Genomic DNA, 13353 nt, shown 5'->3' on the forward strand with positions numbered 1-13353 from the left:
TTTTTCAACCCCCTTTTACCTAAACCCCAACTATTTTTTCCCGTAAGTTAATAAAAAGTATATACAGCAACATATAGGACAAAGCGATACAAAGTAGGATTATACTATTGGCCGAAACAAAAGATATAGCCTGCATTTCTCTTAAGCCCAGCAAGAAATAAGTGAGCGGCAAAAACTTGAGGGAAGATGGAAATAAATAACCGATAGCTACCGAAGAAATCATACTGATAATAACGATGAACATAGCGAAGACTGCATTATTAATAATAAATAGAAAAATATTGTGGACAATAAGTAATAACAATGTTGTTAAAATAAATAATGTAAAATGGCTCAACAGTACTTGCCATCCATCCGTATTTAGAAACCACGATAATGCTATGTTATTGTGACCCTCTATTTTACTAGTGAAGAAGGAAACGAATATTGCTGTTACCATATAGCCAATTCCAATATAACCGACTAAACTGATGCCTATCGCCATAAATATACTATGGAAGCAATGACGATAACTTTTCATTCTTTGAATTAGATACGTTGGATGGTTACGTAACTCCCTGACTATACATGAACTCAGTAATAAGAGAATAGGAATAAAAATTAATAACCAACGTAATACGTCGAATTGGATATTTACTGGCATATAAAATATAAAGATAATTTGATTGACCAAGCCATTCGGCATGAGATCAGCGTATGAAGTATAAACAAGCATGCTATTCAGTACAAAAATGGCAACGATACATAGTAAGTACTTTATTTTAAAGAAAGAACATGTATAATAAGTAACCAATTTTTTCAACATTATTTTCTCTCTCCAATGTACATATCCTTTTTATCGATCATGTAATATCCTATTAAATAAAGTAGCAATATTAACACAACCCAATACAGCAGAATTGTAAAGGGAACTTCGCTTAGTGCAGATTTAAAGCTAGTATATTGAAAAATATTAATATGGTCATAAAATAAATAGGAAGATATCGACGTTATTTTTGACAAAAACACACCTATATTCAACATGTTGATAACCAAAACAATTAAACAAGCTAATAAGATCCGCCCTGTAAATACATAGCTAATGTAAAAAAGCAGTCCGACAAATATTAAAAATAACCATAAAAGTATGACTGACATGGCAGTTAAAAAAATAGGTGTGCTATTTTTTAATAGCTCTGTATGATGTTTGTAGTAATGAACACTATACTTACTCCATTGATTGTTAAACTCTAAGACAAATATAGCTTCCAGTACCATAATGACGATAAGCATTAGACAGAAGTATGTAGCTAACTTTGCTACTCGTAAAAGGTTTGCATGATACCATTGCCGTTTTGTGGAAAATCGAAATAACAAATAGTTTTGCACATTCCCTAGTGAAAAGTATGAAATGAGCATAATTGTAAATGCAGGCATGATAACATAAAAAAGAGGATGAAACTCTGTTAGATGAAGTAATAAATCAAATATATTGCCTTCGACTACTTTTGTTGATAACAATAGATTATAGAAATATAACATCAACACAATATAAACGAAAATAATACTTTTTTTAGATACATATAGCTTTAATTGTGTTTTACTCTTTAAAGCGTTCTTCAACCTTTGCTGCCCCTCCTATAAAAAATAGTGTCATCCCTACTATAATAAGCACTACACCATATAGAAAAGTTTGGCAAATCCTAGAAATATCAATGATATCCACATCAAATAATGCCATCGCATTGAATGCAGAGTGAATTTTCGCCAATACTGTCACTGAAACAATTAAATAAATAAATGGTATAAATAACGCAATATATTTATTTTGAATGACCGCAGATATTCCTAAACCGAGCGTTGCAAAAATCATCCCACAACAAAACATAATGCCAATTATCATCATCATCATAAGGATTGGAGAATTTACGCCGATACTTTGAAAAAAAAGCACAGGTTCCAATCGTTGCTCGGGTCTTAACATTGGTACATTTAATAGAAGCTTTAAAACCATTAAAAAAGTAAAAGCAATCATAGGACCAATTGCAACAGCTATCCCTCCGGCAAGTGCATTGACAGCTAAACGAATGGTCATATAGCGGCTTTTTTTCATACGGTATTGTATATAATGGTGGAATCCTGTTTGAATATCTGTTCGATAAGAATTCGCAAATGGCATACATGCAATAATCGGAAACGCAATAATAATAAAGGAGGCAGTTCCAGCATTATAGCCTTGTAAAAAGGTGTACACAATTGAAATCACCCCGCTATTAATCCATAATAATGCTTCCAGCATACCAATAAACACTAGTAAAATAGAGGATACCATTGTGATCAGTCCCATTTTGGATAACAATGCTCTTTTAAACTCTTGCTTGATATACATCAGCAACTCAATCACCTCAACTTTAACCATTTCCAATCAATTGATTGAATGACCAAAAATTAAGTATCTTTTATTTTATTAGATTAATTAGGTGTCCACGTTCCTGCAGTATCAACTGTTTCAAACGTACCTGGAGAAGTTGATATATTTAAGTGAACGTTTTCCCCTATTAATGAACTGGCATTTCCTAAGTAATCCATTGGAATAGTCGTACGTTCTGAGTAAGTCCCCTTTGTCGTAACATTCCTAGCCCCCTTTTCAACCCATGATACCAATTTGCCCCTCTGAATATACGTTACTAAATTGTAAGCACTGCCCGTAGTTTCTTTAATTGCATCATTAGTCTCTAAATCATGGAATCTCGGCACTTTTCCTGAGTATTCGTGAAATGTTGGGGTCGCATTTGCAAATGAACCAAACCCTATAGTGAACAAACTAATAGCTACAATACTAGCAAAAAGTTTAAATCTCTTCATTTTGCTTTCCTCCGAAATGTAAGTTGTTTCGCTATTTTTGGTCATTCAATTATTATAATTTTACTATTATTCAGTTTGTTTAGTAAAGTGCATTTTGTTAAAATCATTACATTTATCCTGTTTTTCTACGGTAAATGATGTAAAATCATTATATTCATTCTCCAATAATACCCCAAGCCCAGTTACTTTTTTAAATAAATAACTGGGCTTGGAGTATTGTGTATAGTTTAGCGATTGACCCCCAAATTCATAGAACGCCTTAGAAGAAGCAATATAAACTAGCTTAAATCGAGACTTACCATAGCCAATATCTAGCTCCCTGTGTGACAATAAACCTGTCAAGCCATGTTTCAAAGTTCATAGGTAATCTTTGAATATCCCCATCTTGAACATAGATAAGATAATCATTTTCCCCATTAGCAACCTTTCGTGAATCAATGAACATATAGTCCCCATAACCTCTATAATTACCCATCATAAACCAATTTTTATCATAGGCACTTTGATAATATAGATTTGTCTCGTATTCATTTATATAATTTTGCATCTCTCTTAAATTAAATATTTCAAAGAAATCATAACCAAGACCTTCAACATTAAACAATTTCGCACCATTGCTCTGTTTTAAAAATTGGCACAATTCTTTCGGTAACACATGTTGCGTTTTTACAGAGAATTCCTGTAATTCATCTTCTGCTATAGGACGATTCCACTCACAGGTTACATTTAAAATTTCTCCATGTTCCATTTGTATGGTCATGCTGTTCTCATTATCTAATCTGCTCTTTAAGGATGTTAAGATTAATTCAATTGCCATACTAATTTTACCTACTTTCTAATAGTTTACCCACCAAGGTGATACAGTCGCTCTATGAAATGAATATGGCAAAGGAATTAAATTGCTATAATCCTTATTTCCTCCCCATTTACACGGTCTAATATGATGGATTTCATAATCATTCCAATTTAAAGATCCATATGTTTTATCATACCAAGTTCTATATGCTACTCTATCAGAGGAAGTCAAAGCACAAGAAGAACTAGAATTCGCTGACCAAGTTGTAGTAGCAGGTTTAGTCATTACTTTTTTAGACTTAGGATCTGTATATTCTGGATATTTCATTCCTTTTTTATTCAACAACCAAGGTCCTTCATTTTTAGCACTCGCACGATAAGTTGCATTTGGATAATTAGCATACGCTATTGAATCCGATTTCCAATAATAAGTAGAATTAATATATGCAGAAATTGTAACTACTTGTTTCAAGGCTACTGTTTTTGTAGTATTGTCTGCATTTATATATGAACCATTTTCACTTGTAGCTCTTTGAATACTTGCAATAATTGTATAGTTATTTGGTCTTTTACCTATCCCATATACTCCGGTAACCTCTGCTGAATGGTTAATTTTTGATGTTGTTGTACCAGCATCAGTAATCCATGTTTTGAAGGCCACTGAATATACTAATAACGAATTATATTTACTAATGTTATCTGAATAAGCATTTCTTGAGAAAGTATTTATTTGAGACTTGTTGTCAATTAACTCGTTTATATCAATTATTTCATCAGTTTCAGTATCTATCGCAACTAGATATGTTCCTTCACCTAATATATACTCTTCGTTTATTAGATTAAAGTCATCTTGAAATTCTGCTCTAAGGTCTTCTTCAGTAATATATTCATCGATATATCCCAACTCATATAATTTTTGTAATTGAATAGCAGCTTCTAAATAATCTTCTTCATGACTTACGTGTTCTAACTCTAACACCGATGAACTTACTAAAAAAGTTGGAGGAATTGAAACTATAAACACTAATATTAATAGTGATATTACTAATTTTTTCATTTCGATTTTTCTCTCCTTTTTAAGTTTTAGTATTTTCCCAATTTATAGTCATTATTTTAGTGTGTTTAATAGGAGGAATTTTAACTCGTGTCTGATATTAATCATCACCTCAACCTTCACTATCTCTAATTAGTTATTGAATGACCAAAATTTATTCGAACTTTCATGTTACTTTTTTCAACTTACGAAACCAAATTGTAAGCACTACCCGTAGTTTCTTTAATTGCATCATTAGTCTCTAAATCATGGAATCTCGGCACTTTTCCTGAGTATTCGTGAAATGTTGGGGTCGCATTTGCAAATGAACCAAATCCTATAGTTAACAAACTAACAGCTGCAATACTAGCAAAAAGTTTAAATCTCTTCATTTTACTTTCCTCCGAATTGTAATGTGTGTCACTAATTTTGGTCATCCAATTATTATAATTTTACTATTATTCAGTTTATTTAGTAAAGTTCATTTTGTTAAAATTATTACATTTATCCGGTTTTTTCATGCTAAATGATGTAAAGTCATTATATTCATTCTCCAATAATACCCCAAGCCCAGTTACTTTTTTAAATAAGTAACTGGGCTTGGGGTATTGTGTCAATATAGTTCAACGCTTTATCTCAAATTCCTGCGGGCCTGCATATGGTGGAGCAATATAATATTCATAGAAAAAGATAACAGGGTTTCCTTTTGCATTAATATAGAAATTTTTAGATGTAAACTCGTCTATTCCACCAGTTCCCTTTGACGCATAATATTCCTGATAGTACCACCACAAGTTTTCATCAGCTTTTGCACGTTCTTTTACTTGACGTTCTATCTCTGGATCTATGATTTTCTCGTAATCTTCACCTAGTAAATCCACAAGCGTTAGTTCTTTACCTGTTGTCAAATCAATATTATAAAAATATTTTGTGTCAAATGTTAACCCATTTGTTGTTTCTGTTTCGTTTATGATAAATGATAAAATCTGTGCATTTGAACTTTTTACTTCATAATCAAATGTGTATGTGCTAGGCGTATATTCCTTACTATCACTTGCAGCCTCGCCCTCTCCAAGGTAGTTTTTCTTAAATTCTGCTGAATCTTGTTTCGCTTTCTCAGCAAGGCTTTCGATTTTTTCTTTAATCATTGAATTAATTCGATTTTCTAATGATAGATTACCAATATCAGTGAAGTGCGGAATCTTAATAAGCGCATCAATTGAATCTGTTTTTTCCATATACTCATCAATTGTAATGACCTTCACTACTGCACCTAATACGGGTACTTTTGATACTGCTACTGCAAATGTTGAACTAAGGTTTACAAAAAACATAAATAGTAGACAAGCTGTTAACGGAATAACAATATACTTCATTTTCATAAATGCTAAAAAACCTTTCTTCTTCGGCTCCTTATCATTTGCAGCCATTGTCAGTACTTTTTTTCTTATCATTTCTTTATTCGCTAAGTTTTCTTCAATAACGCGCTTTAATCCTTTGCGTTCTTGCTTGTTCATATGCTTCAACCGTCCTTCCCAAATTTTTTTCGTATTTCATGAGTGGTGCGGTAAATATGATTTTTTATTGTAGATTGATTTAAACGCAAGTGTTGCGCAATTTCTGGAATTGATAATTCAGCATAATAAAATAAGTAAAATACCTTTTGCACTTTTTGTGGTTTAGTCTGCAAAAAGCGCCAAATATCCGCTAATACTTCCTTATTTTCTATCGCAATTTCCAATTCATTTTCACATTGCACCATATTTATATCTGCGTTGTTATATTCCTTATCTTCTTTGTTTATATCAAACAACGGTATTATACTCTTCACTTTTTCTTTTAACGTATAATGTTGGTAGATTTTTGATTTAGCAATTCGTATAACATAGGCCTCTGGATTTTTAATGTACTCAAGTCCTTTATCCTTTAGTATTCGATAAAGTGCTAAATACGTTTCTTGTATAATATCAGGAATAACACTCGTATGATTGCATTTACTAATGACATAAATTAAACATTGCTGATACGTTTTGTCATAAATCTCGTTAAATTTTTCTTCAATTACTTGAGAATTCAAAGGTTCACCCCCCTTTTGATAATAATAGGGAATGCAATATACGAATGTTCGAAATGGAACACCCTTATTATGTCTTTGTTCGCTGTACAACATTCATTTTTCAGCACTTTCAATTGCCAAAATAGGGATCCACTTTTTCATTTTGTAGCGTTAACAGTTCTGATACTGTTACAAATTCATAGCCTTGTTGTTTTAATGTTATTAATAATTCTGGTAAAGCTTCAGCTGTTGCTGTATGAAGATCATGCATTAAGACAACTGATTTATTTGCCACATTACTGAGGATTTCCTTTTTGATAGCGGCTGGATTACGACTTTTCCAATCTAGTGAGTCTATTGACCATAGAATGGTAGAATAATTATTCGATGCCGTATAGTTTAGAACATCTTGACTGTATATCCCATATGGTGGGCGAAATAAAGTTGGTGTGACACCTGTTGCTATTTCAATAATTTTATTTGTTTTATCTATTTCTTCAGCCATTTGTTGATGCGTCAATTTCTTTAAATTTGGATGGCTAAACGTATGATTCGCTATTTCATGCCCCTCAGCAGCGACCTGCGCTGCAATAGTTGGATACAGTTCAACTCGATTCCCTAGCATAAAGAAAGTTGCTTTTGCATCATGTTGCTCTAAAGTTTGTAAAATCCGCGGTGTCACTTTTGAGCTTGGGCCATCATCAAAAGTCAGTGCAATATATTTCCCATCTGGGTTCAACGCGACAGGTTCATTTTCTATTTCCTCTTCCTCTTCGATTACTTCTTCTATTACATCCTCACTATCATCAAACTTCGCCTCATTACTCGCAATATGTTCAGCTTGTCCATGCTCCTCTATTTTCCCACCTACTAAGTAATAACTCGTACCTAGCGTGATAGTAAAGAATAAAATAAACGCTACAATTCTTTTCCATCTAACTCTTTTCCTTGCTTTCATTACAATGCACCTTTCTTTACTAATATTTTATTCTTATAAAATAGAAGAGAATAAGAGAGTTGAAAAAGTTTCAATGAATCTTAAAAAAAAAATATTTTTTTGTAGCACTGCCTGTGAATATTGGTAGTCTTCTAGCAGAAGGGAATTTGGAAATAATATTGAACATAAAAATTAATACAGAGCTAATGATTTTCCAGCGCGCACCGAAAACGAAGGGCGGTTTAGAAAAAGTTTACTTAAGAAGACGCGAAAGGATTGGATAAACATATGAAAGAACCATCTGAATTGCTTATTGAAATGCTTGGCCATCCATATAGACCTAAAAATGTTCAAGCTTTGCTACAATCTTTTGGCGTCAAGCGAATGCCTCACCCTAACAGCTATTTTAACGATGATATTATTTGGTCTGTGAAAGCATCGATACGCATCGACGTTTATCGTGCACCAAAAATCAATGATTTGACTGGACTCAACTATTCAAGTCAAGATGAGTGGATTATTGGCGCCATACATTTTCTTGCCCCTCGGTCGGATGATCGAATTAAAGCTCCGTTTCCTGGCAAGCTTCCCCAGGGAATCACAATGTGCTCAAGCCCAGATGAGTCAATAAAGGTATATGGTCAACCTGCAATGGATGAAGAATGCTGTTGGCCTGGCTTTTCCGGCCGAATTTTGGCATGGCGCAAGCCGGGCATCAATATTTCAATTGAATATGCTGATAATGACATCGATAATTTGATGAGAAGCTACACGGCCTGTTTAATAGGCTGTATTGGTGCATGGCGAGACGATATTCCCGAGGTCTTTGCTCCCTAATCGCATGGCTACATAGCCGTCGCTACGGATGTTTTCTATTCATGTCCCTATTTTAAATAATAAAAAAGCTCCAATCACACGGTTGGTTTAATCACCAACATCGTATGAAAGGAGCTCAATCTGGCATTAGCACCCTAGATTCACAGGTAATTATGTAAAAGATACCCGCTCATTAATGGTGCCAAAAAGGACGTTAATTAAATCTAACCTTATTAATCATACTTGCTATCCTCTAAACGAGCGCCATGAATATTTTGTAAAGGTATATGCTTCGTCTTCGTTATCGTTTCAAGCACTAATTCATGGACATTATAGTTTAAGGATTGAATTGTTCCTGTCCACTGTAAATATTTAGCTCCTTCCCATATGGTTAGTGTAACGTCTAACTGTTGATTAATTGCTTGCTCTATCGTTTGTTGCAGTTCCTCTAATTCCCATTCTGCCAGCTCACGCGGTGCCTCTGCAAACACCTCTTGTTTCCATTCTTTTATTTTTTGAACATGTTCTGGCAGCATCATCGCTGTCCATTTTATCGTTCCTCTATCTCGAATCATCCAAACACCTTCCTCTAAGCCAAATGTCCACCTACTAAGCGCTTACGTTTAATTGCTGTACCAGCATCGGTATACGATATTGCCCTCAGCAATGAGGTTGCACCATATTTTGCTCTAATTGAATCCATTGTATGGCCTAGTATTTGTCGCTTCTCTTTACGCGTATCAAATAAATCTAACTGGATGCTTCGCTCAGGCTCTAGATTCGTTAGACGAACAGATAACTGCCTTGCTGGCTCCCCTTCAAAATGCTGATTTAACAGCTCCATGCACGTTTCATACATGACCATTGTTTCATTTGTCGGGGTTTCAATTGTTTTCGAACGATAAAAGCCTTTGGTCATCGCTCGATCACTATAAGATAAACCGAGCGTAATGGTTCTTCCAACATAGCCCGCTTCTCTCGTACGGCGCATAACGTCCTCGCACATTTCAAGAAGCACAGCCGCAATATCCTTCCGTGTATGGTAATCACGCATCAACATTTGGCCTTTACCGAAACTAATTTGACCTTTGACAATGGGCTCCCCGAGTGTAGATAAGTCAATACCCCATGCGTGATGATACAATTGGTTACCCATAATACCAAATTTAGCTTCGAGCGTTTTTAAATCGGCATTGGCTAAATCGCCAACTGAAAAAATCCCCATATCATTGAGATTTGCTTCCATTCGCGATCCTATTCCCCACATGCTCGAAAGCGGTCGAATGGGCCATAGCTTTTCAGGAATATCCTCATATGTCCATTTAGCAAACCCCGTTTTCTTGGCATCTAAATCGAGTGCTAACTTTGCCATTAGCATATTCGGCCCCATACCAAGTGCACTCGGTATTTTAAATTGCAAATAAATCGCTTCTTGTATTGCTAAAGCAGCTTCCTCAGGTGAACCCCATAAACGTTCTGTCCCTGTTAAATCAACAAAGCTTTCATCGACACTATAAACATGTATCGCTTCTGGCGGTACAAATTGTGCAATAAGGCGAGTAATGGCCATACTCATCTCTATGAAATAGGACATTTTAGGTTCAAATAATTTAATCGCTGGATCTTTTGGAATTTCATAACGGCGACTACCGGTTTTAATTTTATATTTCTCCTTCATTAAGGGAGAGGCAGCAAGCACTACGCTGCCCGGTTGTTCAAAATTCGCAACAACAGCTATTGGTGTTGTCATAACATCTAATCGATGCAAAGCAGCCATACAACTCGCGTAAAAGCACTTCATATCGATACAAAAAATATTTTTTTGAGGCAAGTTTTCATAATTCATACGACATCACGCTCTTTTATATTCACCGGAATAATTGCCAGAACATTGCTGATAATAAAAGTACGCTTTGCTCGTCGTGTAAAGCAATATGCCGAAAATGAATCACTTACAACGTTACTGATTTTCACTCGCCTTTTCGTAATCTCACCGCATTTGGATACATAGATCATATGAACTGACTGATTGCGCTGCATGGCTTTTATTAACTGTTCCTTCATCATCATCCTTCTCCCCTCACAAAAGAGAACATTTGTTTGTATCTTTATTTTACGCACATACGTTCTTTTTTACAACTGGGAATTTCAAGAAATATCAAAAGTGCCAGGCACCCACACAATTCTCACACAATTTTGGTTGCCTGGCACTTTATACAGTTGTATTATTTGCTTCTTACAAATAATAGTTTGTACCATTGATTCACTAAAAACGGTAGGAACGATAAGCTATAAATAAAACCTAATTGTGCGACACTTAATGTAGCTACTTCAAATATATCTGTGAATGCTGGTAAAAATAAAACAGCATGTAGCGCGACGAAGCCGATTAAAAACGCTAACCAAGTATATTTATTCGAGAATACACCAATGGTAAAAATCGACTGTTTGGACCTTGAGTTAAAGCCATGTATTAGTCGTGATAAACATAAAGTTGTGAAGGCCATTGTACTTGCTGTTAACGTATCTCCAGTTGACAAGCCTATTTCGAAAGCAACAGCGGTAGCAATTGCAATTAATAAACCTTCGAGTATCACTTGGGTCGTAAATATTCTATTTAGTAATGGCGTGCGAATATTTCTCGGCTTGTCCTTCATGGTATTTTTATTATTTGGTTCTAGCCCGATGGCAATGGCTGGCAAACTATCTGTTAACAAGTTAATAAATAATAAATGAACCGGAGCAAAAGGAACTGGTAAACCTAATACAGTTGCGTATAAAACGACGAAAATAGCCCCTGCATTGCCTGACAGTAAAAATAAAATGGCATTTTTTATATTCGTATAAATGCTTCGTCCATTAGATATTGCTTTAACAATCGTTGAAAAATTATCATCTGTTAAAATCATAGAAGATGCATCTTTCGCCACTTCAGTACCTGTTATTCCCATCGCCACACCGATATCCGCTTGCTTTAGGGCAGGTCCATCATTGACACCATCACCAGTCATAGCCACGACATTCCCTTTTTCCTGCCAAGCTTTTACGATACGAATTTTTTGTTCTGGCGTTACCCGAGCATAAACCGAGAAGTCTTGCACTTTGTCTTGCAGTTCTCGATCTGTTAATCCTTCAATCTCAGCACCTTCGATTGCTTCTGACGGATCTTGTAAAATGCCGATTTGTTTGGCAATGGCAGTAGCTGTTATTTTATGGTCACCAGTAATCATTACAGGTTTAATGCCTGCCTTAATACAGCTTTCAACCGCTGCCTTCGATTCCTTACGAGGCGGGTCCATCATAGCAATTAAACCAACAAAGATTAAATCTCTTTCATCCGCCACAGTAATTGAACGACGATCTCTTACCTCTTTGTATGCAATGGCTAATACTCTTAAACCATTCATTGAAAAGTCACGGTTCACTTCTTCAATTTTTTTCTTATCTTGGGGTGTAATATTTACTACACCTTGAGAAGTACTGATTTTCGTGATTTTGGCAAGCATAACATCTAATGCACCTTTAGTAATCATAACGTTTTGTTGATTAATACGATTCACCGTGCTCATAAGTTTTCTATCTGAATCAAACGGAAGCTCCGCCACCCTTGGACAATGATCTCTAACAAGTAACTCGTCAAAATCGTACTGTTTTCCTAATTTCACAAGGGCAATTTCTGTAGGGTCTCCGATTTCCTTATCATCTCTTTCCAACGCATCATTACATAATAGTGCCTTCATAATAAGATCTTTTTCGATTGTGTTATTCATATGTAGTTGATCGTGTGGAATGGCCTTTTGATCAACGTAGACATGTTGCACAACCATTTTATTTTCCGTTAAAGTTCCTGTTTTATCTGAACAAATAACAGAGACACTTCCCAAACTTTCGACAGCAAAGAGCTTACGTATAATAGCATTTTCCTTCGCCATTTTTTGCGTCCCAAATGCCAATACTATGGTCACAATCGAGCTTAATGCTTCTGGTATCGCAGCAACTGCCAACGAAACAGCAAACATAAACGATTCTACTAACTCACGGCCACGAACAAGATCAATTGCAAAAATAACGACACAAATCATCGTGATCCCTAGGGCTAATTTTTCGCCAAACTGATCGAGACTTACTTGTAGCGGTGTCTTTTTTTCTTTCGCTGTATCTAGTAAATTAGCAATTTTCCCAATTTCGGTTTCCATACCGATAGCTGTGACAATGACAATACCTCGACCATTTGTAACGAAACTTCCAGTAAACACCATATTTTTCTTATCTGCAATTGTGACATCTTCCTTGATGATGTCAGCACTTTTTGCCACAGCTAATGATTCACCAGTAAGCGAGCTCTCATTAATATGAAGATTATGACTTTCTACTAATCTTCCATCTGCATTAATATAGTCCCCGGCCTCTAAATACAAAAGATCTCCTACTACAATATCTTTAGATAAAATCTCAACAATCTGATTATTACGCATAACTTTCGCAATAGGTGAGGATAAAGCTTTTAAATTACCTAGTGACTTCTCTGCTTTTACATGTTGTACAGTACCGAGAATTGCGTTTAAAATAATAACAATTAAAATGACAATCGTACTTTCTACTTCACCTAATAGAAATGAAATAGCAGCAGCTACCATTAAAATAATGACTAATAAATCTTTAAACTGTCCGAAAAAAACAGCTAGTGTACTTATTTTTTTTCCTTCCTCTAATACGTTAAAACCGTAAACTTCTTGCCTCTTTTGAACGTCAGAATCGCTCAATCCTTGATTCGTCACGCTCAATTTATTCATGACTTCAGCGGACGACTGCTGATGATATTGTGTCATTTGGTTCTCCTTCCAGTGTAATTTAATGATTATACTTACAACG

Annotated in this window: 15 protein-coding genes; 1 reads left to right on the forward strand and 14 read right to left on the reverse strand. The window is 35.1% G+C overall.

What is annotated here, in order from left to right; genetic code table 11:
* Positions 1-19 precede the first annotated feature (19 nt).
* The 10 genes from ACIQXI_RS06405 to ACIQXI_RS06450 form a co-directional block, all read right to left on the reverse strand.
* Positions 20-805, reverse strand: coding sequence for a hypothetical protein (locus tag ACIQXI_RS06405; RefSeq protein WP_402922704.1), 786 nt, complete (start codon positions 803-805; stop codon positions 20-22).
* On the reverse strand, positions 805-1602 hold the full coding sequence (locus tag ACIQXI_RS06410) for a hypothetical protein (RefSeq protein WP_402922706.1): 798 nt from the start codon (positions 1600-1602) through the stop codon (positions 805-807). Before ACIQXI_RS06410 ends, ACIQXI_RS06405 begins: the two co-directional genes overlap by 1 nt.
* Positions 1580-2368: a hypothetical protein gene (locus tag ACIQXI_RS06415; protein ID WP_402922708.1), complete on the reverse strand. Its 789-nt coding sequence runs from the start codon at positions 2366-2368 to the stop codon at positions 1580-1582. The genes ACIQXI_RS06410 and ACIQXI_RS06415 overlap by 23 nt, the downstream gene beginning before the upstream one ends.
* 83 nt (positions 2369-2451) lie before the next feature.
* Positions 2452-2844, reverse strand: a complete 393-nt coding sequence (locus ACIQXI_RS06420; protein WP_402922710.1) for a hypothetical protein — start codon at positions 2842-2844, stop codon at positions 2452-2454.
* Positions 2845-3139: 295 nt separating this feature from the next.
* On the reverse strand, positions 3140-3661 hold the full coding sequence (locus ACIQXI_RS06425) for an SMI1/KNR4 family protein (RefSeq protein WP_402922712.1): 522 nt from the start codon (positions 3659-3661) through the stop codon (positions 3140-3142).
* A gap of 18 nt (positions 3662-3679) precedes the next feature.
* Positions 3680-4696, reverse strand: coding sequence for an HNH endonuclease signature motif containing protein (locus ACIQXI_RS06430; RefSeq protein WP_402922714.1), 1017 nt, complete (start codon positions 4694-4696; stop codon positions 3680-3682).
* A 182-nt stretch (positions 4697-4878) separates the two neighbouring features.
* Complete coding sequence (locus ACIQXI_RS06435) at positions 4879-5064, reverse strand: hypothetical protein (RefSeq protein ID WP_402922716.1); 186 nt, start codon at positions 5062-5064, stop codon at positions 4879-4881.
* Between the two features lie 231 nt (positions 5065-5295).
* On the reverse strand, positions 5296-6189 hold the full coding sequence (locus tag ACIQXI_RS06440) for a DUF3298 and DUF4163 domain-containing protein (protein WP_402922718.1): 894 nt from the start codon (positions 6187-6189) through the stop codon (positions 5296-5298).
* Between the two features lie 5 nt (positions 6190-6194).
* Positions 6195-6749, reverse strand: a complete 555-nt coding sequence (locus ACIQXI_RS06445) for an RNA polymerase sigma factor (RefSeq protein WP_402922720.1) — start codon at positions 6747-6749, stop codon at positions 6195-6197.
* 109 nt (positions 6750-6858) lie between these two features.
* Positions 6859-7686, reverse strand: coding sequence for a polysaccharide deacetylase family protein (locus tag ACIQXI_RS06450; RefSeq protein ID WP_402922722.1), 828 nt, complete (start codon positions 7684-7686; stop codon positions 6859-6861).
* A gap of 267 nt (positions 7687-7953) precedes the next feature.
* Between ACIQXI_RS06450 and ACIQXI_RS06455 the strand changes: the two genes are divergently transcribed.
* Positions 7954-8502 carry a hypothetical protein gene (locus ACIQXI_RS06455; protein ID WP_402922724.1) on the forward strand — a complete coding sequence of 183 codons (549 nt, stop codon included), beginning with the start codon at positions 7954-7956 and terminating at the stop codon, positions 8500-8502.
* Between the two features lie 212 nt (positions 8503-8714).
* Here the strand turns inward: ACIQXI_RS06455 and ACIQXI_RS06460 are convergent, their stop codons facing one another.
* The 4 genes from ACIQXI_RS06460 to ACIQXI_RS06475 form a co-directional block, all read right to left on the reverse strand.
* Positions 8715-9056, reverse strand: coding sequence for a YolD-like family protein (locus tag ACIQXI_RS06460; RefSeq protein WP_402922726.1), 342 nt, complete (start codon positions 9054-9056; stop codon positions 8715-8717).
* A 14-nt stretch (positions 9057-9070) separates the two neighbouring features.
* Complete coding sequence (locus ACIQXI_RS06465; protein WP_402922728.1) at positions 9071-10327, reverse strand: Y-family DNA polymerase; 1257 nt, start codon at positions 10325-10327, stop codon at positions 9071-9073.
* Positions 10324-10548, reverse strand: coding sequence for a transcriptional regulator (locus tag ACIQXI_RS06470; RefSeq protein WP_402922729.1), 225 nt, complete (start codon positions 10546-10548; stop codon positions 10324-10326). Before ACIQXI_RS06470 ends, ACIQXI_RS06465 begins: the two co-directional genes overlap by 4 nt.
* A gap of 158 nt (positions 10549-10706) precedes the next feature.
* Positions 10707-13310: a cation-translocating P-type ATPase gene (locus tag ACIQXI_RS06475; RefSeq protein ID WP_402922731.1), complete on the reverse strand. Its 2604-nt coding sequence runs from the start codon at positions 13308-13310 to the stop codon at positions 10707-10709.
* Between the last annotated feature and the right edge of the window lie 43 nt (positions 13311-13353).

It is taken from the genome of Lysinibacillus sp. NPDC097195, from assembly GCF_044762075.1.
Lineage (GTDB): Bacteria > Bacillota > Bacilli > Bacillales_A > Planococcaceae > Lysinibacillus.

Bases quoted from the DNA above. Each gene is read 5' to 3' on its own strand.
- ACIQXI_RS06435 (WP_402922716.1), bottom strand. From the start codon at position 5,064: ATGAAGAGATTTAAACTTTTTGCTAGTATTGCAGCTGTTAGTTTGTTA.
- ACIQXI_RS06420 (WP_402922710.1), bottom strand. From the start codon at position 2,844: ATGAAGAGATTTAAACTTTTTGCTAGTATTGTAGCTATTAGTTTGTTC.
- ACIQXI_RS06425 (WP_402922712.1), bottom strand. From the start codon at position 3,661: ATGGCAATTGAATTAATCTTAACATCCTTAAAGAGCAGATTAGATAAT.
- ACIQXI_RS06450 (WP_402922722.1), bottom strand. From the start codon at position 7,686: ATGAAAGCAAGGAAAAGAGTTAGATGGAAAAGAATTGTAGCGTTTATT.
- ACIQXI_RS06455 (WP_402922724.1), top strand. From the start codon at position 7,954: ATGAAAGAACCATCTGAATTGCTTATTGAAATGCTTGGCCATCCATAT.
- ACIQXI_RS06470 (WP_402922729.1), bottom strand. From the start codon at position 10,548: ATGATGAAGGAACAGTTAATAAAAGCCATGCAGCGCAATCAGTCAGTT.
- ACIQXI_RS06440 (WP_402922718.1), bottom strand. From the start codon at position 6,189: ATGAACAAGCAAGAACGCAAAGGATTAAAGCGCGTTATTGAAGAAAAC.
- ACIQXI_RS06475 (WP_402922731.1), bottom strand. From the start codon at position 13,310: ATGACACAATATCATCAGCAGTCGTCCGCTGAAGTCATGAATAAATTG.
- ACIQXI_RS06465 (WP_402922728.1), bottom strand. From the start codon at position 10,327: ATGAATTATGAAAACTTGCCTCAAAAAAATATTTTTTGTATCGATATG.
- ACIQXI_RS06430 (WP_402922714.1), bottom strand. From the start codon at position 4,696: ATGAAAAAATTAGTAATATCACTATTAATATTAGTGTTTATAGTTTCA.
- ACIQXI_RS06405 (WP_402922704.1), bottom strand. From the start codon at position 805: ATGTTGAAAAAATTGGTTACTTATTATACATGTTCTTTCTTTAAAATA.
- ACIQXI_RS06460 (WP_402922726.1), bottom strand. From the start codon at position 9,056: ATGATTCGAGATAGAGGAACGATAAAATGGACAGCGATGATGCTGCCA.
- ACIQXI_RS06415 (WP_402922708.1), bottom strand. From the start codon at position 2,368: ATGTATATCAAGCAAGAGTTTAAAAGAGCATTGTTATCCAAAATGGGA.